This window comes from Ruegeria sp. BHSA191 (genome assembly GCF_059613325.1).
Genome location: NZ_JBXWSH010000014.1, coordinates 74639 through 101469, shown reverse-complemented (window position 1 = coordinate 101469; position 26831 = coordinate 74639). Strand labels below are relative to the sequence as shown.

Below are 26831 nucleotides of genomic sequence, written 5' to 3'. Positions count from 1 at the left end.
CCGTGGCCGTCGTGGTCGGTGTGATCGTTTCGGCGCTGGCCTATGCCTGGAACAACGCCAAGCGCATCCACGCGGTCACCCGCGACTCCGAAACCGAGAAAGGCGCCAAGGTCTACGAGATCAAGGGCCCGTTGTTCTTTGGCTCGTCCGAGGGGTTTGTTGAACTGTTCGATGTCCAGAACGACCCGGAAACGGTGATCGTGGACTTTGCCGACAGCCGAGTGGTTGACCAATCGGCCCTGCAGGCCATCGAAAACGTCGCCGCGAAATACGAGGCGGCAGGCAAGCGTGTCATGCTGCGCCATCTCAGCCGCGACTGTCACAAGCTGCTCAAGAAAGCGGGTCACCTGATGGTCGATAGCGACGATGACCCGGATTACGGCCTTGCGGTCGACTATTCTGTTCGAACCGGCATTCTGGGCGGCCACTGAGGAAATGCGAGGCTCTGCCTCGCGCTCCGGGATATTTACAGCCAGATGAAGAACGCGCGAGCCCTTCATCTGACCAAAATTATCCCGGGGGAGTCGCGAACAGCGCGGCGGGGGCAGAGCCCCCAAACCCGGCTCAATCGTCTGGACGATTGAGGGAAAACAATTCCGTAACCACCGAGTAGTCGCGATAGCCAAGCCGCGACAATGGTTGAAAGGTGGTGACGTCGAACTTGCCCTCCTTCAGGCAGTCATCGCGCAGGTGTACGCCGATGACCTCTCCGAAAACCACCCGGTTGGCTTGGCCAGGCAACGTGACGATCTGGGTCAGTTTGCATTCCAGCGCGGCAGGGGCGCTTTCGATGCGGGCGCATGGGATGGTTTCGCATTCCACCGGTGTCAAGCCGGCGTGGGCGAACTCGTCCACCTCTTTCGGAAGGCTGGCCGAGCTTGCGTTCATCGCATCCCGATGGGCGTGGGCCACCACGTTGACGCAAAAGACCCCGGTCGCCTCGATATTGGCGATGCTGTCCTTTCCGCTGTCTTGGTCGTGCTTTGTGCCGGTGGAGGCGAACATCACCTGCGGAGGTGTATAGGCGACCCCGTTGAAGAACGAATAGGGCGCCAGGTTGTTGATCCCATCCGCGCCGCGGGTCGAGATCCATCCGATCGGGCGCGGCGTGATGATGGCGTTGAACGGGTTGTGCGGCAATCCGTGACCGTCTTCGGGGCGATAGAACATCTGATCTCCAAGCGTTTGCTCAAGGCCTAGCGAAGTGCTAGGGCGATTTCCAGAGTCGAAAAGAGGGCCGCGGTGCAGCAGTTCGGGATCAGGCCGGAAGAGCCGGAGGATTGGTGGGAAGTCGAAGCCCTCTACGACCTGTGCTTTGCGCCGGGGCGCGAGGCGCTGTCGTCCTACCGCTTGCGCGACGATGTTCCGCCAGTGTCAGGGCTGTCGATGGTGGCTCGCGACGGGCAGGGGATATTGGCCGGGGCCATCCGATTCTGGCCCGTTCATGTTGGCGCACACGATGCGCTTTTGCTGGGGCCCGTGGCCGTCCACCCGACCCACCAGGGCGAAGGGTTGGGTGGTTTTCTGATCCGTGAAGGCATCGAAGCGGGGCGGGCCAAAGGGTGGGAGCGGGTCATGCTGGTCGGTGACGCGCCCTACTATTCACGCTTTGGGTTTGCCCGGCTCGAGGGGGTAGAGATGCCGCCGCCAACCAACCCGGATCGTGTGCTTGGCCTGGATTTGGCGCCCGGCGCCTGGAAGGGAATAGGCGGAGAAGTCACGCGTTGGACACGCTGACCTATTGAAAGCGCGCGCGCTGATGCCGATCTTTCGGGGGCAGGAGGAGACCGGATGCACGATATTTTGCGAGTGCAGCGCCCTGACCCCGAAGCCGAGCTTGACCGACTTGCGGGATACTATCGCGACGCCGGGGGCGCCGGCGTGAAGTTTCTGAACCGCATGGGCGGATCGGCGGAATCATTGCTCGAGCAATTGCCAGCTCCGGTTCGATCGGGTCTGACGGGGGCCACCGAACAGGCGCTGTGGGTGGCCGTCCGTGCGGCGAACGGATCGCGGCGCGCAGTCCCGGATCAAGAGCCGTGGGTCAACACGATCGTCGCCACCACCATGGGCGCAGTTGGCGGTACGGGTGGCTTGACCACCGCGCTGATCGAACTGCCGGTCACGACGACCATGCTGTTGCGTGCGATCCAGGGGGCTGCCGCCCGCGAGGGGTTCGATCCATCGGCCGAAAACGTCAAGTTCGACTGCGTGCGGGTTCTGTCCGCCGCCGGCCCGCTGTCGCATGACGATGGCGCCGACCTGGGTTTCTTCTCGGTGCGCCTGACATTGACCGGCCCGGCGATACAAAAGCTGATCGCGGCCGTTGCGCCCAGACTGTCGGTGGCGCTTGGTCAGAAATTGGCCGCGCAGACCCTGCCGGTGCTTGGGGCCGTTGCCGGGGGCGGCATCAACTATGTCTATTCCCGTTATTACCAGCAGATCGCCCGGGTTCACTTCGGCCTGCGTCGGTTGGCCGTCGACGCCGACATTCCACATGAAGATCTGGTTCAGCGGTTGGAGCGCCGCATAATTGGGTGACAGATCGCCCCAAATTGGACAATTCCGCCTGAAGTGGTAGTTTGAAACTGACCGACCTGCGGGATAAGCGGGCGGTTTAGCAGGAAAATGAGGCCTGTCGAGAGGATGCTGAACGTGAAAGACGCCGGGATTTCGTCGGACGGCGCATTCGCCTCCGAGCCACTGCCGGTCATTCGGCAAGTGGCGGCCCTGTGCCATCGACAGACGCAGGCAGGGCTTGAAGTTCTGTTGATATCTACGCGCGGGTCCGGCCGCTGGATCATTCCCAAGGGTTGGGCAATAACCGGGCTGAGCGACGCGGAGTCCGCCGCGCGCGAGGCTTGGGAAGAGGCCGGCGCGACCGGCCATTGCGACACCCGGCGTATCGGAAGTTTCGCCCATGCCAAGCACCACAAGCGGCTGGGGCGCGTGATGTGTCTGGTCGACGTCTTCCCTCTGCGGGTCACCGAGGTGGCCGAAATTTTCCCCGAGGCCGGTCAGCGGCGCAGGGCATGGTTCAAGCTGGACGAGGGGGCCGACAGGGTTTCCGGGCGGGACCTGTCCGCATTGCTCCGGGGCTTTTCGCCTGCTGAGGCCCGTGGCTCAGCGAGAAAGGCTTGATATCGCCATGTCTGACGGTATCTATTCAACAACCGACTTTTGGGACGCAAGATGATTCAATACGCCCTGAAATGCAGCAACGGTCACGGGTTCGACAGCTGGTTCCAGTCGGCCGATGCCTATGACAAGCTTGCCAAGGCGGGCATGGTATCCTGCGCGCAATGCGGCTGCACGTCTGTTGAAAAAGCGATCATGACGCCTCGCTTGCAAACAGGGCGCACGGCCGAATCCCATATGCCGCGATCCGCCCCCGACCCTGGCGCAGCTCCGTCCCGTGTCGAAATCGAACGCGTTCTGAAAGAGCTGCGCACCAAGGTCGAGGCCAACTCCGACTACGTCGGGCGGGATTTCGCGCGCGAGGCCCGCAAGATTCATCTGGGCGAAGCACCCGAGCGTCCCATCTATGGCGAGGCCAGGTTGGAGGAGGCGAAGGCGCTGATCGAAGATGGTGTGCCCGTGGCGCCTCTGCCTTTCGTGCCCAGCCGAAAGACGAACTGAGCGATGCATGTTCTGATCACCGGCGCCAATCGGGGGATCGGACGGGCTCTGGCCGATCTCTACCAAGGGCAGGGCCACCAGGTCACCGGCACCGCCCGCGATGGCAGTGCCAAGGTCAAACTGGACGTGACCAATCCGGCCGATCATGCGGCGATGGCGCGCGCGCTGCAAGGGCAACCGGTTGACCTGCTGGTGTGCAACGCGGGCGTCTATCTGGACAAGGGCCAGACGATCGAGGGCTATCCGGCCGAGATGTGGGCCCAGACCTTCGCCGCCAATGTGACCGGCGTGTTTCTGACTATTCAGGCCCTGCTGCCCAATCTGCGGGCCGCCCGCGGCAAGATCGCGATCATCTCGTCGCAGATGGCCTCGCACACACGGGCGCCAGGAGGGAGTTATATCTATCGTGCTTCAAAGGCCGCCGCGCTGAATCTCGGGCGCAACCTGGCGGTCGATCTGAAGCGGGACGGCGTCGCCGTCGGTATCTATCACCCCGGATGGGTGCGGACGGACATGGGCGGTCAGGCCGCCGACATCACCGTCTCACAGGCCGTTGCCGGGCTGGCCGAGCGTTTCGAGGCGCTAAGCCTGGATACCACCGGGTGTTTCGAAACGTGGGACGGGCAGGCGCATCCTTACTGAGCTGCCAGCGCTGCTTTGGGAATCTCGTAGACTTCACCGGGATCGATGAAGATCACCAGAATATCGCCGCGGGTTTCCGACGTGATCTGTGCGGTTGCGCTGCTGGAATCCGGCTTTCCATCGGTGAAATAGATGCGGCGCACCTCGCCAGTGGGCAGTTGTACCGCCAGCGTGGCGGTTCCGTCCTCTTTACGGCGCAACTCGGCCGGGCAGCTTTGCAGGGGTTGGCCGGACAGGGCAGTGCAAGGCACGGTTCCCAAGGCGTTTTGACCATCCGTGCCGGACAGGGTGGCCACCTGGGCCACCGCAGGTGTGGACATCAGGGCAAGGGCGGAAACGAAACGCAGCATGAAAAACCTCATGGTGTAAACGGCTGATCCCACGCTGGCATTGCCGGCACCGGTTGTAAAGCGGCCGCGCGCCGCAGGGCGCGCCCCTTTGCACTCTTGCCCTATCGGGTCCCCTCGCATAAGACGCACGGGACCGGAAATCCAAGGCGCGGAGACATTTGCCCCCATGCCCGTACTCGTGATGAAATTCGGCGGCACATCCGTCGCCAACCTCGACCGCATCCGCCGCGCAGCCAAGCGCATCGGCGTCGAAGTGGCCAAGGGCTATGACGTCATCGTCATCGTGTCGGCCATGTCGGGCAAGACCAACGAACTGGTCGGCTGGGTTGACGAGATCTCGCCACTGTATGACGCGCGCGAATATGATGCCGTGGTTTCCTCGGGCGAGAATGTCACCGCCGGTCTGATGGCACTGACCTTGCAGGAAATGGACATCCCCGCCCGCAGTTGGCAGGGCTGGCAGGTGCCGCTGCTGACCGATGGCGCCCATTCGGCGGCGCGGATCCTGGACATTCCGACCGACAACATCAACCAGAAGTTCGGCGAGGGCATGAAGGTCGCCGTGGTGGCGGGTTTTCAAGGCCTCAGCCCCGAGGGGCGGATCACCACGTTGGGTCGGGGTGGCTCGGACACCACCGCAGTGGCTTTTGCCGCGGCCTTCGACGCCGAACGCTGCGACATCTACACGGATGTGGATGGCGTCTATACCACCGATCCGCGCATCTGCGAGAAGGCGCGCAAGCTGGACAAGATCTCGTTCGAGGAAATGCTCGAACTGGCCTCGTTGGGGGCCAAGGTGCTGCAGACCCGCTCGGTCGAGCTGGCGATGCGGTACAAGGTGAAACTGCGTGTTCTCTCGAGCTTCGAGGAACAGTCCGACGAGGCCGGAACCCTGGTCGTCGACGAGGAGGAAATCATGGAATCCAATGTAGTCTCGGGTGTGGCCTATTCGCGGGACGAGGCCAAGATGACCGTCGTGTCGGTCGCCGACCGCCCCGGCATCGCCGCGATCATCTTCAACGCGCTCAGCGATGAGGGGATCAATGTCGACATGATCGTGCAGAACATCTCGGACGAGGGGCGCACGGACATGACCTTTTCCTGCCCCACCAACCAGGTGGCGCGCGCCGAAAAGGCGCTGCTGGCGGTCAAGGAGCGTGGTGATCTGAACTATGCCGAACTGGTCGCCGATACCGATGTGGCCAAGGTTTCGGTGGTGGGCATCGGCATGCGCTCGCAGTCGGGCGTGGCGGCCAAGATGTTCAAGGTACTCTCGGATGAGGGGATCAACATCAAGGTCATTACAACCTCCGAGATCAAGATTTCCGTGCTGATCGACCGGAAATACATGGAACTTGCCGTTCAGGCGCTGCATGATGCCTTTGAACTGGACAAGGCGGCCTGAGCGTTTCGGCCAAGGTCCCGCCTGACACCGCAGGATAGACCGGGCGATGGCAGACGGAATGGAAACGGAATCCCGCAAGCTGCTGGGGCGGCTGCGCGAGGAGATGGCAAGCGAGGCGGCCGGTCAGGAGCGTCTTGACCGGATCACGCACCTGATCGCGGACAGCATGCGGTGCGAGGTGTGCTCGATCTACCTGTTCCGCGACGACGAAACCCTTGAACTCTGCGCGACCGAAGGGCTTGCCCCCGAAGCTGTGCACCAGACCCGCATGCGACTGGGCGAGGGCCTGGTGGGGCGCGTGGCCAAGTTCGGCAAGGTGATCAATACAGCCGATGCGCCTTCGGAAAAGGGTTTCCGCTACATGCCGGAAACAGGCGAGGAGCGGTATTCGTCGTTCCTGGGCGTGCCGATCCAGCGGCTGGGCCAGAAGCTGGGCGTTCTGGTCGTGCAGTCGCGCGACGCGCGCGAGTTTTCCGCCGACGAGGTCTATGCGCTGGAAGTGGTCGCGATGGTGCTGGCCGAGATGGCCGAGCTGGGCGCCTTCGTGGGCGAAGGGGCGGCCTTGTCGCCGTTGCACCAGCAATCGCGGCTGTTGCGGGGTGGGCCCGCGCAGGAAGGGTCGGCCGAAGGTCATGTTTGGCTGCACGAACCGCGCGTCGTGGTCACCAACCCCATCGCCGATGATCCGCACCGCGAGCTTGAGCGCCTGAACGCGGCGGTCGAAGAACTGCGCGTGGGCGTCGACAAGATGCTGGAAATCTCGCGGGGCGGCGATACCGAACAGCTGCAGGTCCTGGAAGCCTATCGGATGTTTGCCAATTCCAAGGGCTGGATGCGGCGGATGGAGGAGGACATCGCCCGCGGCCTCAGCGCCGAGGCGGCGGTTGAAAAGGAGCAGTCGCAGGCCCGCGCTCGGATGAACCAGGTCACCGACCCTTATCTGCGCGAACGGCTGGCCGATCTGGACGATCTGTCGAACCGCCTGCTGCGCATTCTGACGGGGCAGGGCCGCGACAACGGCAAGGAGATGCCGCCCGATCCGATCCTCGTGGCGCGCAATATAGGCCCCGGCGATCTGCTTGAATATGGTCGGTCGCTGAGGGGCATCGTGCTCGAGGAAGGCTCGGTCGGCAGTCATGCCACCATCGTCGCCCGCGCCTTGGCCATCCCGCTGGTTGTGCATGTGGGCCGGATCACGACTGAGGCTTTGAACGGCGACCACATTTTGGTCGATGGCGACGAGGGGGTGGTGCATCTGCGCCCCGAGGATACTGTGGTCAGCGCCTTCCGCGACAAGATGGCCATGCAGGCCGAAGCGCAGAAACGCTATGCCTCGATCCGTGAAACCCCGACCGTGACCAAGGATGGCGAGCGGATAAACCTGGTGATGAATGCCGGCCTGATGGCCGACCTGCCGTCGCTCAAAACGTCTGGGGCCGAGGGCGTTGGCCTGTTCCGCACCGAATTGCAGTTCCTGATCCGCAACCAGATGCCGAAGCGGTCCGAACTGGTGGCGCAGTACAAACGCGTTCTCGATTCGGCCGATGGCAAGCGCGTGGTATTCCGAACGCTGGATATCGGGTCGGACAAGGTGCTGCCCTACATGAAGCATGTCGCCGAGCCCAACCCGGCGCTGGGCTGGCGCGCCATACGCGTGGGCCTGGACAAGCGCGGGGTCATGCGCATGCAGCTGCAGGCGCTGATCCGCGCCGCGGAGGGGCGACCGTTGACGGTGATGTTCCCCTTCGTGGCGCAAGCCGATGAATACCGCGAGGCCCGGTGGGAGGTGAACAAGACCATCGAGCGCGAAAAGCGCCTGGGCCATGTTCTGCCTGAAACGCTTGAAATCGGGGCGATGTTGGAAACACCGTCATTGGCCTTTGCCCCCCAGAAATTCTTTGACGAGGTCGATTTCATCTCGATCGGTGGCAACGACCTGAAACAGTTCTTCTTCGCCGCCGACCGCGAGAACGAGCTGGTGCGACGCCGCTATGACACCCTGAATGTCAGCTTCCTCAGCTTGATCGAGCGCATCGTCGAACGGTGCGGAATTTCCGACACGCCGCTGAGTTTCTGCGGCGAGGATGCCGGCCGCCCGATCGAGGCGCTGTGCCTGGCGGCGATGGGCATCCGCACCCTGTCAATGCGCCCGGCCTCGATCGGCCCGGTCAAGAGCCTGCTGTTGCGGTCCAACCTGCAGGAGGTCCGCAAGATCATCGCCGACGCCCGCCATCGCGGCGAACAATCGGTGCGCCCGGCGATCATGGAGTATCTGCGCGCCAACGGCTGAAGGCATGATGGCCGCGAAAAAGGGCCCGTTAGCGAAATCCGGGCTTGCTTTTTGGGCTTGGTCTTTCTATCCAAGCCACAAATGTTAGCGGTAACAGGGTGTCTGGCTGCAGACTGCGCCGGATTGTCCGAAAAAGGGAGCCAGCCATGGTTTCACGCGTAATCCCCGTAGATCCATTCGATCTGGTCCTGTTCGGCGCGACCGGAGATCTGGCCCAGCGCAAGATCCTGCCGGGCCTCTACCATCGGTTCGAAGTGGGGCAGATGCCCGAAGATGCGCGCATCATCGGGACCGCGCGGTCGGATATGGACGATGACGGGTTCCGCGCGCAGGTGCGCAAGTCGATGAAGGAATTCGCGCCGTCCTTCAAGAAAGACGTTCTGGACCGGTTCCTGGCCCGGGTCGAATACGTGCCCGTGGATGCGCTGGGCGAAAACGGCTGGGACAAGCTGGCCAAGTCACTGCGCCCCGACGTGGTGCGCGCCTTTTACCTGTCGGTCGGTCCGAAACTGTTTCCCGGCATCGCGCAGCGCCTGCATGATCACGGGCTTGCCACGCCCGACAGCCGCATCGTGGTCGAGAAACCCTTTGGCCATGACCTGGCCTCGGCCAAGGCGCTGAACGAAGGTTTGCGCGCCTGTTTCGAAGAACATCAGATCTATCGGATCGACCATTACCTAGGCAAGGAAACGGTGCAGAACCTGATGGCGCTGCGCTTTGCCAACTCGCTGTTCGAACCGCTGTGGAACGCGACCCACGTGGATCATGTCCAGATCACCGTGGCCGAAACCGTCGGGGTCGAAGGGCGTGGCGCCTATTACGACCAGTCCGGCGCGATGCGGGACATGGTGCAGAACCACCTGGTGCAGCTTTTGTGCCTGACTGCAATGGAGCCGCCTTCGACCTTTTCGCCCAACTCGGTGCGCAGTGAAAAGGTCAAGGTGATCGAAGCACTGGAACCTGTGGCCTCGACCGACATCGCCCGCGGCCAGTACCGGGCGGAAAAGGGCGGCGACGGGTATGTCGATCATGTGGGCAACCCTGACAGCCTGACCGAAAGCTACATCGCGCTGAAGGTGCGCGTAGGTAACTGGCGCTGGGCGGGAGTTCCGTTCTATCTGCGCACGGGCAAGCGTCTGCGCGCGCGTGAATCCGAAATCGCGGTGTTTTTCCGCGACCCGCCGCACACGATCTTTCCCAATGTCGGCCCGCTGCACGGCAACGTGCTGGTGATCCGCCTGCAGCCCGACGAGGGCATCACCCTGCGCACCACGATCAAGGATCCCGGCCCGGGTGGCTTCCGCCTGACGGATGTGGCGCTGGACATGAGCTTTGCCGAGGCGCTGGGTGCCGATGTGCGCGCGCAGGACGCCTATGAGCGGCTGGTGATGGACGTGATCCGCGGGGACCAGACCCTGTTCATGCGCGGCGACGAGGTCGAGGCCGCCTGGGCCTGGGTCGATCCCATCATCAAGGGCTGGGAAGAGCGCGGCGACCGTCCCTCGCGCTATGATCGGGGCAGTTCCGGCCCGGAAGACGCATTGATGCTGATGCATCGCGACGGACGCCGCTGGCGCCAGATCGGAGGTTGAGATGGTTCACAACGTCATCACCGATGTCACCCAAAGAATAATCGAGCGTAGCGCCGATCCCCGCCGCACCTATCTGCAGCGGATGGAGCGGGCTCGGTCCGAAGGGCCGGCACGCGCGCATCTGTCCTGCAGCGGCCAGGCCCACGCCTATGCCGGGGCAGGGGCCGATCAGCAGACGCTGGCCACCACCAGCGTGGGCAATCTAGGCATAGTCACCGCCTATAACGACATGCTGTCGGCGCATCAGCCGTTCGAGCGCTATCCCGAACTGATCCGGCGCGCGGCCCGTGCCGCGGGCGGCACCGCGCAGGTGGCGGGCGGGGTGCCGGCCATGTGCGACGGGGTCACGCAAGGTGAGGCCGGGATGGAACTGTCGCTGTTCTCCCGCGACGTGATCGCGCTCGCGGCGGCGGTGGCGCTCAGCCACAATACATTTGACGCGGCGGTGTTCCTGGGGGTCTGCGACAAAATCGTGCCGGGGCTGGTGATCGCAGCGCAGAGCTTTGGCCATCTGCCGGCGGTGTTCCTGCCCGCCGGCCCGATGACCAGCGGCCTGCCCAACGACGAAAAGGCCAAGGTGCGCCAGAAATTCGCCGCCGGCGAAGCCACGCGCGAAGAACTGATGGCCGCCGAAATGGCCGCCTATCACGGGCCGGGCACCTGCACCTTCTACGGCACCGCCAACACCAACCAGATGTTGATGGAGTTCATGGGCCTGCACCTGCCGGGCTCCAGCTTCGTCAACCCCAACACGCCGCTGCGCGATGCGTTGACCGAGGAAGGCGCCCGCCGTGCCCTGTCGCTCAGCGCGCTGGGCAACAATTACTCGCCAGTGTGCCAGATCCTCGACGAACGGGCTTTCGTGAACGGCATTGTGGGGCTGATGGCCACGGGCGGGTCGACCAATCTGCTGATCCACCTGATCGCCATGGCCCGTGCCGGGGGTATCGTGCTGGACTGGCAGGATTTCTCGGACATCTCGGGCGTCGTGCCCCTGGTCGCGCGGGTTTATCCCAACGGTTTGGCCGACGTGAACCATTTCCATGCCGCGGGCGGGCTGGGGTATACCATCGGCACGTTGCTGGACGAAGGCCTGCTGCATCCCGACACGCTGACCGTGGCGGGGCAGGGGCTGCATCACTACACGCAGGAACCCAAGCTGATCGATGGCGCGCTGGTCTGGGAGGACGGCGCCGGCCACAGTCTGAACGAAAAGATCCTGCGCCCTGCCAATGACCCGTTCCAGCCCACCGGTGGCCTGTCGCGCCTGAGCGGCAATCTGGGTACCGGCGTGATGAAGGTCTCGGCCGTGGCGCCCGAACACCAGGTGGTCGAGGCCCCTGTGCGCGTCTTCCACGACCAGGACGAGGTCAAGGCCGCGTTCAAGGCCGGCGAGTTCACCGGCGATGTCATCGTCGTGGTCCGCTTCCAGGGGCCCAAGGCCAATGGCATGCCAGAGCTGCACTCGCTGACGCCGATCCTGTCGATCCTGCAGGGGCGCGGGCAGAAGGTGGCTCTGGTGACCGATGGCCGCATGTCGGGGGCCTCGGGCAAAGTGCCCGCGGCGATCCATGTCTGCCCCGAGGCGCTGGATGGCGGCCCGATCGCCAAGCTGCGCGATGGCGACCTGCTGCGCGTCGACGCGGTGCAGGGTCAGCTTGAAATCCTGACCCCCGGCGTGCTGGACCGCCCCGTCGCCACCGCCGATCTTTCGGCGCATCAATACGGGGTCGGCCGCGACCTGTTCACCACGTTCCGCAACGCCGTCGGCTCGGCCGATGCCGGTGCCAGCATTTTCGGAGCCTGATCCTATGTCCGCAAAAACCCAACGCACCCGCGAGATCTGCGGATTGGCGCCCATCGTCCCGGTTCTGGTCGTCGATGACGCCGCGCATGCCCGCCCGCTGGCCGAGGCACTGGTGGCCGGTGGCTTGCCCGCGCTCGAGGTGACCTTGCGCACGCCCGCCGCGCTGGACGCGATCCGCGCCATGGCGCAGGTGCCCGGCGGGGTCGTGGGGGCCGGCACCCTGGTCACGCCCGAAGATGTCCGCGCCGCGAAAGAAGCCGGCGCGCAATTCGGCGTATCGCCCGGTGCTACTGATGCCCTGATCGCCGCCTGTGAGGCCGAGGGGCTGCCGCTGCTGCCCGGCGCGGCCACCGCGACCGAGGCGATGCGCCTGCTCGAGCAGGGCTATGACATGCTGAAATTCTTCCCGGCCGAAGCCTCGGGCGGGGCGCCTGCGCTTAAGGCGATCGGCGCGCCGCTGCCGCAGATCACCTTTTGCCCGACAGGCGGTGTTTCGCCCGCCAACGCGCGCGACTACCTGTCCCTGCCCAATGTGATCTGTGCGGGCGGCAGCTGGGTCGCGCCGAAACAGATGGTGGCGCAGGGCGAGTGGGCGAGGATCGAAGCCCTCGCGCGTGAGGCGGCCGCGCTGATGGATTGACCTCGCCTGACCCGGCGCTAGGGTGGGCGCCATATCAGGCAGGTTGATCCACATGACAGACAATATATCCTTGGCCCAAGGGCGAAGTTATCTGGCCATTCCGGGCCCTTCCGTGATTCCGGACGCGGTGCTGCAGGCCATGCACCGCCCGTCGCCCAATATCTACGCCGGCGAGTTGGTCGAGATGATGCCCGACCTGACGGCCGACCTGCGCCGCGTGGCCCGTACCCGGCACGAGGTGGCGATCTACATCGCCAACGGCCACGGCGCGTGGGAGGCGGCACTGTCCAACGTTCTGGCGCCAGGGGAAACCGTGCTGGCTCCGGCTTCGGGGCGGTTCACCCATGGCTGGGCGGAAATGGCCGAGCGTCTGGGCGTGAAGGTCGACCTGATCGATTTCGGCCCTTCCAACCCGTGGGACATGGACCGGATTGCACAGACCCTGCGGGCTGATGCCAACCACCGGATAAAGGCGGTTCTGGCGGTTCATGTGGACACGTCCAGCTCGATCCGCAACGACATTCCGGCGCTGCGGGCGCTGCTGGACGATCTGAACCACCCGGCATTGCTGATGGCGGATTGCATCGCCTCGCTGGGCTGCGACCGTTTCGAGATGGATGACTGGGGCGTCGATGTCATGGTCACCGCCTGCCAGAAGGGGCTGATGACCCCGGCGGGCATGTCCTTCGTGTTCTTCAACGACCGGGCCAAGGCCAAACGGGCCGCGATGCCGCGGGTTTCGGGCTATTGGGACTGGCAGCCACGATCAGAGCCCGACTGGTTCTATCAGTATTTCGGCGGCACCGCGCCGACCCACCACCTGTATGGTCTGCGCGCCGCCCTGGATCTGATCCATGCCGAAGGGATTGAGCAGGTCTGGGCCCGCCATGCGCGGCTGGCACAGGCCGTCTGGGCCGCCTGCGAGAGGTGGGCCGAGGGCGGGGCGCTGCACCTGAACGTTGGTGATCGCACGCATCGCAGTCATGCCGTCACCGCCCTGCGCCTGACCGAGGGTCGCGGCGCGCCTCTACGCAGCTATACCGAGCGGCATTTGGGCCTGACCTTGGGTATCGGGCTGGGCATGGCGGACGAGGACGCGTGTTTCCGGCTGGGCCACATGGGCCATCTGAACGGTCACATGGTCATGGGCCTGCTTGGCGGCATCGAAACCGCCATGGCCGCGTTGGAGATCCCGCGCGGGTCCGGCGCGCTCGAGGCTGCGGCGGCGGTTCTGGCGGGCTAGGCGTTGCGCGTTGCCGCCAGCGCCTGCGGCAGGGCGGCGGCAAAGGCGTTCAGGTCGGCTTCGGTGCCGCAACTGACGCGGATGCAGCGGTTCTGCGGGGCTGCAAATGGCATCCGCACGAAGATCCCTTGCGCCACCAGCGCCTCCAGCACCGCCTTGGCAAATGCTCCGTCGTGCCCACAGTCGATTGCCACGAAATTAGTGGCCGAGGGCAGCGGGCTCAGCCCGTTGTCACGCGCAATAGCGCCGATCCGGTCGCGGGCCGAGACTATCCGCGCCTGTACCTGCGTCAGCCAGTCTTGATCGTGCAGGGCGGCCAGCGCCCCGGCCTGCGCCATGCGGTTCATGCCGAAATGGTTGCGCACCTTGTTGAAGGCCGAGATCAACCCGGGCGCTCCGATCGCATAGCCGACCCGCGCGCCGGCCATGCCGTAAACCTTGGAAAAGGTGCGCATCCGGATCACGCGCGGATCATCCGCCGCGACCGGCGCGGCGGTGCCTTCAGGCGCACATTCCACGTAAGCCTCGTCCAAAACCAGCAGACAGCCGTCCGGCAGGGCGTCCAGCGCCGCGACGATGTCCGCGCCGCGGTGCCAGCTGCCCATCGGGTTGTCCGGGTTGGCCAGATAGACCAGCTTGGCCCCGACCTCGGCCGCCTTGGCGAACAGGGCGGCCGGGTCTTCGTGATCGTTGGCATAAGGCACCTTGTGGATCGACCCGCCATATCCCGCAACGTGGTAGTTGAAGGTCGGATAGGCCCCGTCCGAGGTCACGACCGCATCGCCCGGACCGACCATCAGGCGCACCAGATAGCCCAGCAGCCCGTCGATGCCTTCGCCGACCACGATGTTGTCGGGGTTGAACCCGTGGTGATCGGCCAGCGCATGGCGCAGATCGTGGTTCTCGGGGTCGCCATACATCCAGATGCCGTCAGCGGCCTGACGCATCGCCTCGATCGCGCGGGGCGAGGGGCCGAACACGCTCTCGTTCGCGCCCAGCCGGGCCACGAAGGGCGCACCGCGCTGGCGCTCCTGCGTCTCGGGGCCGACGAAGGGCACGGTTGCAGGCAGGGATTGGGCAAGCGGGGTGTATCTGGGTCCGGTCATGGGCGCAGATAATCCCAAGGGCATGGCCGGGGCAAGCCTTGCATGGGGCCGGGGCGTCCGCACTGATCTGCCCTCACGTCGGGCTGGCGTCGGCTGCGGGTTTCGGGGCATGGTTTGCCCGGAACATCAAACCCGGAGGCCCAGATGGCGCGCGTATCAGTCGAATACAGGAACCACATCGCCCATGTCACCCTGACCCGCGGCGACAAGATGAACGCGCTGGATGATGCGATGATCAAGGCGATCCTGGCAGCGGGGCAAGAGGTCGCCGCCTCGGACGCCCGTGCCGTGGTGCTGTCGGGCGAGGGCAAAAGCTTCTGCGCGGGGCTCGACATGGCCAGTTTCGCGACCATGGCGCACAAGGACCCGACCGAGTGGCTGATGACCCGCAGCCATGACGATGCGAATGAGATGCAGGAACTGGCGCTGGTCTGGCGCCGCGTGCCGGTGCCGGTGATCTGCGCCATTCAGGGCGTGGCTTATGGTGGTGGCCTGCAGATCGCGCTGGGCGCCGATATCCGCATTGCCCATCCCGACGCCAAGCTGGCCGTGATGGAGATGAAATGGGGCATTATCCCCGACATGGGCGGCATGGTCCTGTTGCCGAAACTGGTGCGGTCGGACGTGCTGCGCCTGCTGACCTACACCGCGCGGCCCATCGGTGCTGCACAAGCCGCCGATTGGGGGTTGGTCACCAGCCTGTCGGATGATCCGCTGACCGAAGCCATCGCACTGGCCGAGGATATTGCGGGCAAGAGCCCCTCGGCCATTCGCGCCGCGAAACGTCTGATCGAGGTGGCCGAATGCAAGTCGCGCGCCGAGGTTCTGCTGGCCGAATCCGCCGAACAGGTCGAATTGATCGGCAAACCCGACCAGATGGAAGTGGTGATGGCCCAGATGCAGGGCCGCAAGCCCGAGTTCAAATAGAGCTCGCGGGGCGCAGCCAGTTAGGCCTCAGCCCCGCAGGCGCGTCGTCACCCCATAGGCGATGCCGCCTGCCAGCAGACCCCAGACCGCCGCGCCCAGGCCGAACACGGTGATGCCCGAGGCGGTGATGGCAAAGGTCAGGATCGCGGCTTCGCGCTCGGCCGGAACCTCGAGTGCGGCGAAGGTGGCATTGGCCATGACCCCGATCAATGCCACGCCGGTCAACGTGCCCATCAGCATCGGATCGGCATGGGCGGCAAACCCGGTGATGGCCACAGCGAATACCCCGAACAGGCAATAGAACACCCCAGCCATGACCGCAGACCAAAAGCGCTGATCCCGGTCGGGGTGGCTGTCCTCGTTCGAACACATGGCGGCGGTGATGGCCGCGAGGCAGGTCGCAGGCGCGCCGAAGAAGGCCGACAGGATGCTGGCCCCACCCACGGCCGAGAACAGCCGTCCTGCGACCGGGGCATAGCCAAAGCTGCGCATGACCGCGATGCCGGGGATGTTCTGAGTGGCCATCGTGACCACGAATAGCGGCACCCCGATGCCAATCATCGACGGGACCGAGAAGGTGGGCGTGGTCCAGACCGGCGCGGCCAGCAGGTGGTCGGGGCGGACCGATGGGCCGTCAGAAAACAGAACGACGACCAGCGCGGCGGCCAGAACGGCGGTGGGGACCGCCAGCAGTCTGTGCACGCGTCCAGCGATGAACCAGGTCAGGATCACCGGCAGGGCCTGCCAGGGGATCTCGACCGCGGCCTTGAACGGGACGATGCACAGCGGCAGCAGCACCCCGCCCAGCATCGCCTGCGCCAAGGAGGTGGGAATGGCCGCGGCCAACCGCCCCACAGGGCGCCACAGCCCGGCCAACACGGTTAGGGCACCTGCAAACAGGAACGCGCCGGTGGCACCCGAGAATCCCGCAGCCGGCGCGGCCGAAACCGCCAGCAGCGCCGCACCGGGCGTGGACCAGGCTACGCTGATCGGTTGGCGGTACCACAAGCTGAGCAGGATGGCAGCCAGCCCCATGGCAAGGGCGGCCATCATCAGCCCCGATGCCGCCTGCGGCCCCGAGGCACCCATGGCGTCCAGTCCCTGCAGGACAATCGGAAACGAACTGAAAAAGCCGACTATGGCCACGACCAGCCCGGTTGAAACGGTCTGCATCGGCGGAAAGGGTCTGGACATGGGGCCCTCGGTGGATTGGTCCCGAGATTGCTAGCAACCGTTTGGCCCGGTGAACAGGGGTGGGTGGAAAAAACCCCGCCGGGCGTGCGCGGCGGGGTTTCTTCGAGCGAGTGCGGGGGCTGACGGATCAGGCGATCTCGGCCAGTCGGGCCAGCGCTTCGTTGATGCGGGCCTCTTCCTCTTCGCGGGCGGCTAGGTTGGCCTTGGCCTCTTCCACCACCTCTTCCGGGGCCGAGGCCACGAATTTGGGGTTGTTGAGACGCCCGCGCAGACCGCCCAGTTCCTTGGCCAGTTTGCCCTTGGCTTTTTCCAGCCGTTCCTTTTCGGCGCCGATGTCGATGATGTCGGCCAGCGGCAGGCCAAAGGACGCGCCGGGCGCCGCGATCGAGATCGTGCCCTTGGGCAGCGTATCGGCCTTGGTCAGGCTGTCGATCCGGGCCAGCCGCTTGATCAGCGCCTCGTTCCGGTCCCAGGCGGCTTGGCCGTGGGCGTCGATCTCGGTCACCAGCATCGGCACGTACAGGCCCGCCGGAACGCGCATCTGGGCGCGGGCCGAGCGGGTGTTCTCGATCACCGAGATCACCCAGTTCATCTCGCGATCCGCGTCGGCATCGACCAGATCGGCAGCGGCATAGGTTGGCCAGTCGGCATGCACCAGCATCTTGGCGCGGGTGCCGGTCAGGCCCCACAGCTCTTCGGTGATGAAGGGCATGATCGGGTGCAACAGGATCAGGCACTGATCCAGAACCCAGCGCATGGTGGCGCGGGTCTCGGCCTGGGCCTCGGCATCGTCGCCCTGCAGCAGCGGTTTGGACAGTTCCACGTACCAGTCACAGACCTTGCCCCACACGAAGGCATAAAGCCCGTTGGCGGCATCGTTGAAGCGATAGCTCTCCAGCGCCGCGTCGACCTCTTCGCGCACGCGGGCGGTTTCGCCGATGATCCAGCGGTTCACGGCCGCCTTGGGCTGCAGGTCGGCCACGTCAAGCTGCGGCACGGCGTCGGTGAAGACCTCGTTCATCTCGGCAAACCGGACGGCGTTCCACAGCTTGGTGCCAAAGTTGCGATAGCCGGTGATGCGCTCGCGCGACAGTTTCAGCACGCCGCCGATGGCTGCCATCGACGCGTTGGTAAAGCGCAGCGCGTCGGCGCCGAACTCGTCCACGATTTCCAGCGGGTCGATGACGTTGCCGGTGGTCTTGGACATCTTCTTGCCCTTCTCGTCGCGGACGAGCTGGTGCAAATAGACGGTGTGGAACGGGATTTCGTTCACCACGGCCAGCTGCATCATCATCATCCGGGCGACCCAGAAGAACAGGATGTCGAACCCGGTGATCAGGACATCGGTGGGGAAGTAGCGCTCCAATTCCTCGGTCTGTTCGGGCCAGCCCAGTGTGCCGATGGGCCACAGGCCGGACGAGAACCAGGTGTCCAGCACATCCGGGTCGCGCCAGACCGGATAAACCAGCTTGGTCGGATCGCGGTCGATCGCGTATTGCGCCAAGCTTTCGGCGAACCGGTGGATCGCCTCGTGCTTGTCGGCCACCTCGATCACCGTGGCGTGGCTGAGCGGGCTGGGAATGTCGGCATTGTCATCCAGGAACTTTCCGGTGACGTCCTCGAAGCTGGCGGCGCACTCCATGACCGCGCCCCGGTGCAGCATGCCGCCTTCGTTCAGCAGCCGGCCCAGTTCGACCAGGTCAAGCTCGCCGTCGTTTTCGTCATCCTTGAAATCCTCGGCCGACAGGTCCAGCCCGTACCAGACCGGAATCTGATGCCCCCACCACAGCTGGCGGCTGATGCACCAAGGTTCGATGTTCTCGAGCCAGTGGTAATAGGTCTTTTCGCCCGATTCCGGGATGATCTTGACCCGGCCGTCGCGCACCGCGTCCAGCGCGGGGCCCACGATCTTTGAGGTTTCGACGAACCACTGGTCGGTCAGCATCGGCTCGATCACCACCTTCGAGCGGTCGCCGAAGGGCTGCATGATCGGTTTGCTTTCGACCAGCGGCACCAGCGCGTCGGCGCCCTCGGCATCGGGTTTCAGCGCGGTCGATCCCAGGCGCGGATCGTCCGCACGGGTCATCACGGCCAGGCCTTCGGCGGTGATTTCTTCGACCACCTTGGCGCGCGCCTCGAACCGGTCCAGGCCGCGCAGATGGTCGGGCACCAGGTTGATCGCGTCGATCTCGTTCTCGGTGAATTCGCGCCCACGGGCATATTCCTGGGCCTTGGCGGCTTCGTCCGCATAGGGCGCGCCGTCGGCCCGCATGTGGCCACGCGTGTCCATCAGGCGGTACATCGGGATCTTGCCGCGCTTGGCCACCTGATAGTCGTTGAAATCATGCGCGCCGGTGATCTTCACCGCGCCCGAGCCGAAATTCGGGTCGGGGTATTCGTCGGTGATGATCGGGATCTGGCGGCGATGCTCTTTCGGACCCACCGGGATTTCGCACAGCTTGCCGACGATCGGCGCATAGCGTTCGTCCGACGGGTGCACCGCAACCGCGCCGTCGCCCAGCATGGTCTCGGGGCGGGTCGTGGCGATTGAGATATAGTCGCGCTCTTCCTCGAGGATGACGTTCCCGTCCTCGTCCTTTTCGACGTAGGTGTAGGTCTCGCCCCCGGCCAGCGGGTACTTGAAGTGCCACATGTGGCCGGCGACCTCGATATTCTCGACCTCGAGGTCCGAGATCGCGGTCTCGAAATGCGGGTCCCAGTTGACCAGCCGCTTGCCGCGGTAGATCAGGCCCTTGTCGTACATGTCGACAAAGACCTTGATGACCGCGTCATGGAAGTTGGGGCTGTTTTCGTGGCCCGTGCGCGGGTCGCCGGCCGCGCCGGCCATGGTGAAGGCGTTGCGCGACCAGTCGCACGAAGAGCCGAGGCGTTTCAGCTGCTCGATGATGGTGCCGCCGTACTGGCCCTTCCACTCCCAGACCTTGGCCAGGAACTCCTCGCGCGTGTAGTCGGTGCGCTTTTTGCCTTCCTCGGCCATCAGCTTCTTTTCGACCTGCATCTGGGTGGCGATGCCGGCGTGGTCCTGGCCGGGTTGCCACAGCGTGTCAAAACCGCGCATCCGGTGCCAGCGGGTCAGGATGTCCTGCAGGGTGTTGTTGAACGCGTGGCCCACATGCAGCGCGCCGGTCACGTTCGGCGGCGGGATCATGATGCAAAAGCTCTCGTCGCGCGACTTATTCGCGCCTGCCTTGAAGGCTCCGGCCTCTTCCCAGGCCTTGTAGATCCGGGCCTCGGCCTCGGCCGCGTTGAATGTCTTGTCCATCGCCATCGGGTGCGTCCTGCGTCATCGATCTTGGGTCAGCGCCTGCAATAGCGAATGGCGGCGGGAAGGGAAAGGGCCAAGCACCCCGCGCACTGGACATCCGCCGCATCACGGCTAGGCTCGCGGTCTGAGGCAGCGAAAGGGGCGCGTCATGGAAAAGTTCGGCAAAAGCCAGCCGGTCACCCGGACCGAGGATCAGCGGTTCCTGACCGGGCAGGGGCGCTACATGGACGATACGGTCCCACCCGGCGCACTGCACGCAGTGTTCTTTCGCAGCCCGGTGGCGCATGGCGACATCACCGGGCTGGACCTCAACGCCGCCCGCGCCGCGCCCGGCGTGCGGCTGGTGCTGACCATCGATGACCTGATCGCCGCCGGAATCGACCCGGTGCTGAGCGCCACTATCATTGTCAACCGCGATGGCACCCGCGCCGCCAATCCCCCGCGCCACATGCTGGCCCGCGACCGGGTGCGCTTCGTCGGCGAGCCGGTGGCGATGGTCGTCGCCGAAACGCTGGCGCAGGCCCGCGACGCCGCCGAGCTGATCTGGATGGACACCGCCGACCGCCCCGCCAAGCTGGACCTTGCGCCGGGCGGTGAGCCGCTGCACCCCGAGGCCCCCGACAACCGCGCCTTTGACTGGGCCGTGGGCGACGAGGCCGCGACCCGGGCCGCCTTTGACGCCGCCGCCCATGTCGTGTCGCTGCAGGTGGCCGACAACCGGGTGATCGTGAACTCGATCGAGCCGCGCGGCTGCAATGCGGTCTGGTCCGATGGGCGGCTGCATTTCAGCTATGGCGGGCAGGGCGTGTGGGGAATGAAGGCGCAGTTGGCCGACAAGCTGCGGCTGGACCCGCAGGCGGTCCATGTCACAACGCCCGACGTGGGCGGCGGGTTCGGCATGAAGGCGATGCCGTATCCCGAGTATTTCTCGGTCGCGGTAGCGGCGATGCAACTGGGCCAGCCCGTGCACTGGATGTCGGACCGGACCGAGGCGATGCTGTCCGACCACCACGGGCGCGACCTGACCTCGCTGGCCGAACTGGCCTTTGACGAGGATCTTCGCATCACCGCTTACCGGGTGCACAGCCGCTGCAACCTGGGCGCCTACAACAGCCATTTCGGTCAGGCGATCCAGACCAACCTGTTCAAATGCGTACTGCCTGGCGTCTATGACGTGCAGAAAACCTATTTGCGGGTCGAGGGGTTCTATACCAACACCACCCAGGTCGACGCTTATCGCGGTGCCGGCCGCCCCGAGGCGATCTATGTGCTGGAACGCGCGATGGACCGCGCCGCGCGAGAACTGGGCGTCGATCCGTGGGAGCTGCGCCGCCGCAACTTCATCCGGCCCGACGCCTTTCCCTATGTCTCGGCCACAGGTGAAACCTATGACGTGGGCGATTTCGACATGGTCCTGTCCCGCGCCGCCGAACAGACCGCCGGTTTCGCCGCGCGCAAGGCCGCCGACGCCGAACGCGGTCTGATCCGAGGGCAGGGGATTTGTTACTATATTGAAAGCATTCTGGGCGACCCTTCCGAAGGCGCAAAAGTCGAATTCTGTCAGGACGGAACCGTGAACCTGTATGTCGGGACGCAATCGAACGGGCAGGGGCACGAGACGGTCTACGCCCAGTTCCTGTCGGATCAGACGGGGATTCCGGCCGACCGGATCCGGGTCGTGCAGGGCGACAGCGACCGCATGGCGCAGGGCGGCGGCACCGGCGGGTCGCGCTCGGTCACGGTCCAAAGCGCGGCGACGCTGGTCACGATTGACCAGATGATTGCCGCATTCACGCCCTATCTGGCGGATAAAATGGGGGTCGAGGAAAGCGATGTGACCTTCGACCATGAAACCTTTCGCGCGCCGGGGTCGAACCTGACGCCCACGCTGATCGAAGCGGCTGAAATGGCCCGCGCGGATGGCCGCACCGACCTGCTGCAGCACGAGGCCCGCACGCGGCTAGAGGCGCGCAGCTATCCCAACGGCGCCCATGTCGCCGAGATCGTGATCGACCCGGAAACTGGCACAACATCGGTCGACCGCTATACGGTGGTCGATGATTTCGGCAATCTCATCAACCCGATGCTGGCCGAAGGCCAGGTGCATGGCGGGGTGGCGCAGGGCATCGGTCAGGCGCTGTGCGAACACGTTGTGCATGATGCCGAAGGGCAACTGCTGACGGCTACTTTCATGGACTACGCCTTGCCCCGCGCCGACGACCTGCCGATGATCAGGTTTACCTCGGCGCCGGTTCCGTCAACGGCCAACCCGATGGGAATGAAAGGCTGTGGCGAGGCAGGCACGGTCGGCGCATTGGCGGCCGTGGCAAACGCAGTTCAGGACGCGCTGTGGGATCACGGGGTGCGACAGGCGGACATGCCTTTCACACCTCGCAGGGTTTGGGAAATGCTGTCGGATGCAGTTGACGTGGATCGGTAGAAAACTCCTCGGATGGCTTGGCCGCCCGCTGCGGTCGGAACATTCCGGTGAAACGCGTCATCGCGAGCCGATCAGCCATGTCATCATCCTTGACGGCACCATGTCCACGCTGGAACCCGGCCGAGAAACGCATGCCGGCCTGACCTATCGGATGTGCCGCGAGATGGGCGGTAACGTCTCGGTGTTCTACGAAGGCGGTGTCCAGTGGGACAGCTGGAAATCCACGCTCGACGTGATGATGGGACGCGGGATCAACCGGCAGATTCGCCGGGCCTATGGCTATCTGGCGTCGCGCTACAAGCCGGGCGACCGGATTTACTTGATCGGGTATTCGCGCGGCGCCTATGGGGTGCGCAGCCTGGCGGGCGTGATCGACATGATCGGGCTGCTGCGCCCCGAACACGCGACCGAGCGCAACATCAAGCAGGCCTACCGCCACTATGAGAACAATCCGCGCGGCAAGGCCGCGCAGGATTTCCGGCGGCTTTATTGTCACGATGGTGTCGAGATCGAGATGATCGGCGTCTGGGACTCGGTCAAGGCACTGGGCCTGCGGCTGCCGCTGCTGTGGCGCCTGGCCGAAGAGCGCCACGCCTTCCATCATCACCATCTGGGGCAGGCGACCCGAAACGGCTATCACGCGCTGGCGCTGGATGAGACGCGCGAAGTGTTCACTCCGGTCCTGTGGCAGGACACCGCCGACTTCAAGGGCCGTGTCGAACAGGTCTGGTTCCGTGGCACCCATGGCGACGTGGGCGGGCAGCTCAGCGGGTTCGAGCCGGCGCGGCCGTTGGCCAACATTTCGCTGGTGTGGATGCTGGACAAGGCCGAATTGCACGGTCTGCCGCTGCCCGAGGGCTGGCGCAGCCGGTTTCCCACCGATCCGCACGCGCCATCGGTCGGCACCTGGCGCGGGTGGGGCAAGATCTTTCTGCTGCGCCGCCACCGGTTGGTCGGGCAGGACCCGTCGGAACGACTGCATGTCTCGGTATCACCCAACGAGCTGCCGAAATGGGTGCATCTGCCGGCCGGGCCGCATTCGCACCCCGCGCAATAGGTTTCAGTCGAAACTCGCCGGACTGGGCGCACAGCGATGCGCGTCAAAGGCGGCGTGGATATCCGCCTCGAGGTTGCGCACCTGCGAAAGGGCGGGCAGCGCATCGGGCGCGAAGTAGCCCGCATCGCTGGTTTCGGCGCCTGGCTGCGGCGCGGTGCCGGACTCTGGGTCGCACAGGAAGAACAGCTTGTAGAAATCGCGGGCATCCGCCGGGTAGGGGTGCCGCGCCTTGTGGCGCAGGGCGTACAGGCTGTGCGCCCTGACCTGCAGCCCGGCTTCCTCAAAGACCTCGCGTTCGATGTTCTCCGCCGGAGAGCTACCAATATCTGCAAACCCGCCCGGCATGGCCCACAACCCGTCGCTGCGCTCGCGCACCAGCAGGATGTGGCCGTTCTGGATCACGGCGCCGCGGATGTCGATGCTGGGGGTGGCGTATCCGCCTGCATGGGGCGGTATCAGCCCCTCGATCCGCGACACGGGCACCCGGCCCAGATCGGCCAGCATGGCGCGGGCGATACCGGCGATCTCGTCATAACGCTCGCGGTCGAAAGGGTCGGTGGTAAAGTGCTGGCCTGTCTCGGCCAGCGCCAACAATCGTTTGGCCTGCGCCAGCCAGATATCCTCCGTCGCGGTCGGATCCCGGCGCACCGGGTATTACCGACGCCGGTCGCGGCGCGCACTCATGGGTTGGAAGGCGACACCCACATGCGCCTCGCAATAGGGTTTGCCCGGCTCGGCCGGCAGACCGCAGAACCAGAAATCATCCGTGGCCGGATCGCCCACGGGCCATTTGCAGGTCTTCTCGGTCAGTTCCATCAGAGACAGCTTCTTGGCCTTCTTCTCAACCTCGTTGACCTTGGCAAGCGCCTCGGGGCTGATTTCATTGGCCGAGGGCTGCGGCGGCAGCGGCTGGCCGGCCGGAATGATCTGGCGGCGCGGCGGCGTGGCCGGTTTCGCCTCGGCGGCCGGCGCGGTTGCCGCGGGGCGGGCCGGCTCGGTCTTGGGGGCGGGTTTGGGCTTGGTTTCGGCCTTGGGCGTGGGGGCTGGTTTTTCCTTGGGCTCGGCCTTGGCCGGTGCGGCGCCGGTGGTCCGGTTCGACAGGCCCAGGCGATGGACCTTGCCGATCACCGCATTGCGGGTGACCCCGCCCAGTTCCTTGGCGATCTGGCTGGCCGACTGGCCTTCGCCCCACATTTTCTTGAGCAGTTCTACGCGCTCGTCTGTCCAGGACATGGGTAGCCTTTCAAAAGCGGGAAAGCGGCCTCGGTCACGGGCCGCCTTCGGAATTCGTCTCAGCGCCCTATTCTAATCACTGCGGGCCGAGTTACAAGCGGTCATCGAATCAGATTGGGGGCAGGAATGCAGAATCTCGCGGATCAGGACATGCGCCGTTTCGGAGCGGTCAACTGGATGGGGTTGTGGACACTGGCCCAGCGCGAAACCCTGCGCTTTCTGGCGGTCTGGACGCAGACCCTGCTGGCGCCTCTGGTCACTGCTGGCCTGTTCCTGCTGATCTTCAACATCGCTGTCGGCCCGGGGCGGCCGGATGTGATGGGCGTGCCCTTTCTGACCTTTCTGGCGCCCGGGATCATGATGATGACGGTGATTCAGAACGCCTTTGCCAACACTTCGTCCTCGATGGTGATCTCCAAAGTGCAGGGTAACATCGTGGACACGCTGATGCCGCCGCTGTCACCGCTCGAAATCCTGCTGGGCTATCTGGCGGGCGGCATTGCGCGGGGCGTGCTGATCGCGCTGGTCGTGGCCGCGGCCCTGGCGCTGGTGTTGGGGCTGGTGCCGGCGCATCCGCTGATCGCGCTGGCCTTCGTGGTGCTGGGCGGTGCGTTCATGGGCGGTCTGGGCCTGTTTGCGGGCATCTTCGCCAACAAGTTCGACCAGATGGCGGCCATCACCAACTTCATCGTCACCCCGCTGGCCTTCCTGTCGGGCACTTTCTACTCGGTCGAGGCGCTGCCGCCGCTGCTGAACCGCCTCAGCCATGCCAATCCGGTGTTCTACCTGATCGACGGGCTGCGGTTCGGGATGATCGGCGTGTCGGACAGTTCGCCGCTGCTGGGGCTGGCCGTCTGCGGCGGGGCCACGTTGGCCGTCTGTGCGGTGACTTGGCAGATGCTGCGCACGGGCTACCGGCTCAAGGCCTGACCCGCCGCGCCCGACCTTCGCGCCACACCAGGATCAGCGCTCCGGTCAGGATGATGCCCGACCCGGTCACGCTGACCGCATCCGGGATCACGTCGAACACCGCAAAATCGTACAGGCCCGCAAAGATTAGCGTGGCATAGCTGATCGGCGCCACGAACGAGGCATCGGCCCGCGCCATGCCGTTGACGAAACAGGCCTGCGCACAGGCCATCAGCACCCCGATCCCGACCAGCGCTGCCCATTGCGCGGACGCAGGCGGTGCCCAGACCGCCAGCACCGCGACCGTGGCGATGGTCACACCCATCGCGTTGTTGACCAGCAGGATCTGGATCGGCGCCTCGCGGCCCGACAGTTTCTTGATGAAGATCAGCTCCATTCCGATCACAGCCGCCGCACCCAGCGCCAGCAGGGCGGCGGGCTGAAAGCTTGCGGGCGTCGGGCGCAGCAAGATCAACGCGCCCGCCAACGCCACCGCTGCGGCCAGCCAGCGCCAGGGGCCGACGCCCTCTTTCAACAGCGGGATGGCCAGCACCATCGCGAATACCGGGTTCAGGAAAGATATCGCGGTGGCATCGGCAATCGGGATGTAGGCGACCGAGGCGAACATCAGCGAAATCCCCGCCCAGCCGAAACTGGTGCGACCCAGATGCAGCCCCCAATGCGGTCGCCGCAGCCGGGGGCGCAGCACCGCGACGGTGGCCGCGATCGCGACGAAAGCGAACAGGAACCGCCCGTGGCTGATCTGCAGCGGATGCAGCGGCGGGCCCAGCGCATCGGTGCCCAGCGCCTTGGCCAGCAACGTGGTGCCCGCGATGAAGGCGCTGGCGCAAAAGATCAGACCGGCGGCCAATGCCGGGTTGTGAGCCTTGGGCGTGAACATGGCCCAGCGGTGCGGCAGAGCGGCCCGAATGACAAGCCCCAAACAGCCACGGTTCCAACAAATTCAACTGTCGTCGCGATTTCGGCTTTTCACATCGTGACGGTCCCGCTATACGAGCACCCATGATCAAAACCGTGCATATCCTGCCGCTCCGACGCCGACGCATCACC

24 protein-coding genes are annotated in these 26831 nt (G+C 65.0%); 16 read left to right on the top strand and 8 right to left on the bottom strand.

From position 1 onward, the window contains the following. Positions 1–431: STAS domain-containing protein (locus AC2FNS_RS13935; protein ID WP_496803884.1), on the top strand; the 431-nt coding region annotated here is incomplete at its 5' end. A gap of 133 nt (positions 432–564) precedes the next feature. Here AC2FNS_RS13935 and AC2FNS_RS13930 read toward each other — a convergent pair. After that, positions 565–1170: a flavin reductase family protein gene (locus tag AC2FNS_RS13930; protein WP_496713062.1), complete on the bottom strand. Its 606-nt coding sequence runs from the start codon at positions 1168–1170 to the stop codon at positions 565–567. A gap of 72 nt (positions 1171–1242) precedes the next feature. Between AC2FNS_RS13930 and AC2FNS_RS13925 the strand changes: the two genes are divergently transcribed. The 5 genes from AC2FNS_RS13925 (at position 1243) to AC2FNS_RS13905 (ending at position 4281) form a co-directional block, all read left to right on the top strand. Beyond that, the gene (locus AC2FNS_RS13925; protein ID WP_496688441.1) at positions 1243–1737 is read left to right on the top strand and encodes a GNAT family N-acetyltransferase; all 495 of its coding nucleotides are present in this window, start codon (positions 1243–1245) and stop codon (positions 1735–1737) included. Between the two features lie 54 nt (positions 1738–1791). After that, positions 1792–2541, top strand: coding sequence for an EcsC family protein (locus AC2FNS_RS13920; RefSeq protein WP_496713060.1), 750 nt, complete (start codon positions 1792–1794; stop codon positions 2539–2541). Positions 2542–2646: 105 nt separating this feature from the next. Beyond that, positions 2647–3141, top strand: coding sequence for an NUDIX hydrolase (locus AC2FNS_RS13915; RefSeq protein ID WP_496803883.1), 495 nt, complete (start codon positions 2647–2649; stop codon positions 3139–3141). 51 nt (positions 3142–3192) lie between these two features. Continuing rightward, on the top strand, positions 3193–3639 hold the full coding sequence (locus AC2FNS_RS13910; RefSeq protein ID WP_496713056.1) for a DUF1178 family protein: 447 nt from the start codon (positions 3193–3195) through the stop codon (positions 3637–3639). Positions 3640–3642: 3 nt separating this feature from the next. Then, the gene (locus AC2FNS_RS13905; RefSeq protein ID WP_496713054.1) at positions 3643–4281 is read left to right on the top strand and encodes an SDR family oxidoreductase; all 639 of its coding nucleotides are present in this window, start codon (positions 3643–3645) and stop codon (positions 4279–4281) included. On the opposite strand, the gene AC2FNS_RS13900 is transcribed toward AC2FNS_RS13905, so the two are convergent. Beyond that, entirely contained in the window at positions 4275–4631 is a 357-nt protein-coding gene (locus AC2FNS_RS13900) for a hypothetical protein (protein WP_496683357.1), read from the bottom strand. The genes AC2FNS_RS13905 and AC2FNS_RS13900 overlap by 7 nt on opposite strands. Positions 4632–4797: 166 nt before the next feature. On the opposite strand from AC2FNS_RS13900, the gene AC2FNS_RS13895 reads away from it, so the two are divergent. The 6 genes from AC2FNS_RS13895 to AC2FNS_RS13870 all read left to right on the top strand — a co-directional run bounded on the left by AC2FNS_RS13895 (position 4798) and on the right by AC2FNS_RS13870 (position 13608). Continuing rightward, positions 4798–6036 (top strand): aspartate kinase, encoded by a 1239-nt coding sequence (locus tag AC2FNS_RS13895; RefSeq protein ID WP_149775707.1) that lies wholly within the window; start codon positions 4798–4800, stop codon positions 6034–6036. A gap of 46 nt (positions 6037–6082) precedes the next feature. Then, positions 6083–8326, top strand: a complete 2244-nt coding sequence (ptsP, locus tag AC2FNS_RS13890) for a phosphoenolpyruvate--protein phosphotransferase (RefSeq protein ID WP_496683355.1) — start codon at positions 6083–6085, stop codon at positions 8324–8326. A gap of 146 nt (positions 8327–8472) precedes the next feature. Beyond that, positions 8473–9918, top strand: coding sequence for a glucose-6-phosphate dehydrogenase (gene zwf, locus AC2FNS_RS13885; protein ID WP_496713431.1), 1446 nt, complete (start codon positions 8473–8475; stop codon positions 9916–9918). A gap of 1 nt (position 9919) precedes the next feature. Next, on the top strand, positions 9920–11725 hold the full coding sequence (edd, locus tag AC2FNS_RS13880; protein WP_496713429.1) for a phosphogluconate dehydratase: 1806 nt from the start codon (positions 9920–9922) through the stop codon (positions 11723–11725). Positions 11726–11729: 4 nt separating this feature from the next. Continuing rightward, positions 11730–12365, top strand: a complete 636-nt coding sequence (eda, locus tag AC2FNS_RS13875; protein WP_496683347.1) for a bifunctional 4-hydroxy-2-oxoglutarate aldolase/2-dehydro-3-deoxy-phosphogluconate aldolase — start codon at positions 11730–11732, stop codon at positions 12363–12365. Positions 12366–12417: 52 nt separating this feature from the next. Then, positions 12418–13608: a pyridoxal-phosphate-dependent aminotransferase family protein gene (locus AC2FNS_RS13870; RefSeq protein ID WP_496713427.1), complete on the top strand. Its 1191-nt coding sequence runs from the start codon at positions 12418–12420 to the stop codon at positions 13606–13608. On the opposite strand, the gene AC2FNS_RS13865 is transcribed toward AC2FNS_RS13870, so the two are convergent. Continuing rightward, a complete protein-coding gene (locus tag AC2FNS_RS13865) occupies positions 13605–14714 on the bottom strand; it encodes a pyridoxal phosphate-dependent aminotransferase (protein WP_496713426.1) in 1110 nt (369 codons plus the stop codon). The genes AC2FNS_RS13870 and AC2FNS_RS13865 overlap by 4 nt on opposite strands. Before the next feature lie 144 nt (positions 14715–14858). Between AC2FNS_RS13865 and AC2FNS_RS13860 the strand changes: the two genes are divergently transcribed. Continuing rightward, positions 14859–15641, top strand: coding sequence for a crotonase/enoyl-CoA hydratase family protein (locus AC2FNS_RS13860; RefSeq protein ID WP_496688455.1), 783 nt, complete (start codon positions 14859–14861; stop codon positions 15639–15641). 27 nt (positions 15642–15668) lie between these two features. Here the strand turns inward: AC2FNS_RS13860 and AC2FNS_RS13855 are convergent, their stop codons facing one another. After that, positions 15669–16835 carry a benzoate/H(+) symporter BenE family transporter gene (locus tag AC2FNS_RS13855; RefSeq protein ID WP_496683337.1) on the bottom strand — a complete coding sequence of 389 codons (1167 nt, stop codon included), beginning with the start codon at positions 16833–16835 and terminating at the stop codon, positions 15669–15671. Between the two features lie 127 nt (positions 16836–16962). Next, the gene (locus tag AC2FNS_RS13850) at positions 16963–20124 is read right to left on the bottom strand and encodes a valine--tRNA ligase (RefSeq protein ID WP_496713424.1); all 3162 of its coding nucleotides are present in this window, start codon (positions 20122–20124) and stop codon (positions 16963–16965) included. A gap of 145 nt (positions 20125–20269) precedes the next feature. On the opposite strand from AC2FNS_RS13850, the gene AC2FNS_RS13845 reads away from it, so the two are divergent. Both AC2FNS_RS13845 and AC2FNS_RS13840 read left to right on the top strand, forming a co-directional pair. Further along, entirely contained in the window at positions 20270–22561 is a 2292-nt protein-coding gene (locus AC2FNS_RS13845; RefSeq protein WP_496713423.1) for a xanthine dehydrogenase family protein molybdopterin-binding subunit, read from the top strand. After that, a complete protein-coding gene (locus AC2FNS_RS13840) occupies positions 22539–23618 on the top strand; it encodes a T6SS phospholipase effector Tle1-like catalytic domain-containing protein (RefSeq protein ID WP_496713422.1) in 1080 nt (359 codons plus the stop codon). The genes AC2FNS_RS13845 and AC2FNS_RS13840 overlap by 23 nt, the downstream gene beginning before the upstream one ends. Before the next feature lie 3 nt (positions 23619–23621). Here the strand turns inward: AC2FNS_RS13840 and AC2FNS_RS13835 are convergent, their stop codons facing one another. Together AC2FNS_RS13835 and AC2FNS_RS13830 are read right to left on the bottom strand one after the other, a co-directional pair. Continuing rightward, positions 23622–24266: an NUDIX hydrolase gene (locus AC2FNS_RS13835; RefSeq protein WP_496713421.1), complete on the bottom strand. Its 645-nt coding sequence runs from the start codon at positions 24264–24266 to the stop codon at positions 23622–23624. Between the two features lie 6 nt (positions 24267–24272). Beyond that, positions 24273–24851 carry a GcrA family cell cycle regulator gene (locus AC2FNS_RS13830; RefSeq protein ID WP_496713419.1) on the bottom strand — a complete coding sequence of 193 codons (579 nt, stop codon included), beginning with the start codon at positions 24849–24851 and terminating at the stop codon, positions 24273–24275. A 126-nt stretch (positions 24852–24977) separates the two neighbouring features. On the opposite strand from AC2FNS_RS13830, the gene AC2FNS_RS13825 reads away from it, so the two are divergent. Then, on the top strand, positions 24978–25781 hold the full coding sequence (locus AC2FNS_RS13825) for an ABC transporter permease (RefSeq protein ID WP_496684134.1): 804 nt from the start codon (positions 24978–24980) through the stop codon (positions 25779–25781). Here the strand turns inward: AC2FNS_RS13825 and AC2FNS_RS13820 are convergent. Then, positions 25771–26661, bottom strand: a complete 891-nt coding sequence (locus AC2FNS_RS13820; RefSeq protein ID WP_496688470.1) for a DMT family transporter — start codon at positions 26659–26661, stop codon at positions 25771–25773. The two genes, AC2FNS_RS13825 and AC2FNS_RS13820, sit on opposite strands and share 11 nt — an antisense overlap. Positions 26662–26831: the final 170 nt, after the last annotated feature.

Coding starts and splice junctions, on each gene's coding strand:
- AC2FNS_RS13930 (WP_496713062.1), bottom strand. CDS start 1,170: ATGTTCTATCGCCCCGAAGACGGTCACGGATTGCCGCACAACCCGTTC.
- AC2FNS_RS13920 (WP_496713060.1), top strand. CDS start 1,792: ATGCACGATATTTTGCGAGTGCAGCGCCCTGACCCCGAAGCCGAGCTT.
- AC2FNS_RS13915 (WP_496803883.1), top strand. CDS start 2,647: ATGCTGAACGTGAAAGACGCCGGGATTTCGTCGGACGGCGCATTCGCC.
- AC2FNS_RS13910 (WP_496713056.1), top strand. CDS start 3,193: ATGATTCAATACGCCCTGAAATGCAGCAACGGTCACGGGTTCGACAGC.
- AC2FNS_RS13905 (WP_496713054.1), top strand. CDS start 3,643: ATGCATGTTCTGATCACCGGCGCCAATCGGGGGATCGGACGGGCTCTG.
- AC2FNS_RS13900 (WP_496683357.1), bottom strand. CDS start 4,631: ATGCTGCGTTTCGTTTCCGCCCTTGCCCTGATGTCCACACCTGCGGTG.
- AC2FNS_RS13895 (WP_149775707.1), top strand. CDS start 4,798: ATGCCCGTACTCGTGATGAAATTCGGCGGCACATCCGTCGCCAACCTC.
- ptsP (WP_496683355.1), top strand. CDS start 6,083: ATGGCAGACGGAATGGAAACGGAATCCCGCAAGCTGCTGGGGCGGCTG.
- zwf (WP_496713431.1), top strand. CDS start 8,473: ATGGTTTCACGCGTAATCCCCGTAGATCCATTCGATCTGGTCCTGTTC.
- edd (WP_496713429.1), top strand. CDS start 9,920: ATGGTTCACAACGTCATCACCGATGTCACCCAAAGAATAATCGAGCGT.
- eda (WP_496683347.1), top strand. CDS start 11,730: ATGTCCGCAAAAACCCAACGCACCCGCGAGATCTGCGGATTGGCGCCC.
- AC2FNS_RS13870 (WP_496713427.1), top strand. CDS start 12,418: ATGACAGACAATATATCCTTGGCCCAAGGGCGAAGTTATCTGGCCATT.
- AC2FNS_RS13865 (WP_496713426.1), bottom strand. CDS start 14,714: ATGACCGGACCCAGATACACCCCGCTTGCCCAATCCCTGCCTGCAACC.
- AC2FNS_RS13860 (WP_496688455.1), top strand. CDS start 14,859: ATGGCGCGCGTATCAGTCGAATACAGGAACCACATCGCCCATGTCACC.
- AC2FNS_RS13855 (WP_496683337.1), bottom strand. CDS start 16,835: ATGTCCAGACCCTTTCCGCCGATGCAGACCGTTTCAACCGGGCTGGTC.
- AC2FNS_RS13850 (WP_496713424.1), bottom strand. CDS start 20,124: ATGGCGATGGACAAGACATTCAACGCGGCCGAGGCCGAGGCCCGGATC.
- AC2FNS_RS13845 (WP_496713423.1), top strand. CDS start 20,270: ATGGAAAAGTTCGGCAAAAGCCAGCCGGTCACCCGGACCGAGGATCAG.
- AC2FNS_RS13840 (WP_496713422.1), top strand. CDS start 22,539: ATGCAGTTGACGTGGATCGGTAGAAAACTCCTCGGATGGCTTGGCCGC.
- AC2FNS_RS13830 (WP_496713419.1), bottom strand. CDS start 24,851: ATGTCCTGGACAGACGAGCGCGTAGAACTGCTCAAGAAAATGTGGGGC.
- AC2FNS_RS13825 (WP_496684134.1), top strand. CDS start 24,978: ATGCAGAATCTCGCGGATCAGGACATGCGCCGTTTCGGAGCGGTCAAC.
- AC2FNS_RS13820 (WP_496688470.1), bottom strand. CDS start 26,661: ATGTTCACGCCCAAGGCTCACAACCCGGCATTGGCCGCCGGTCTGATC.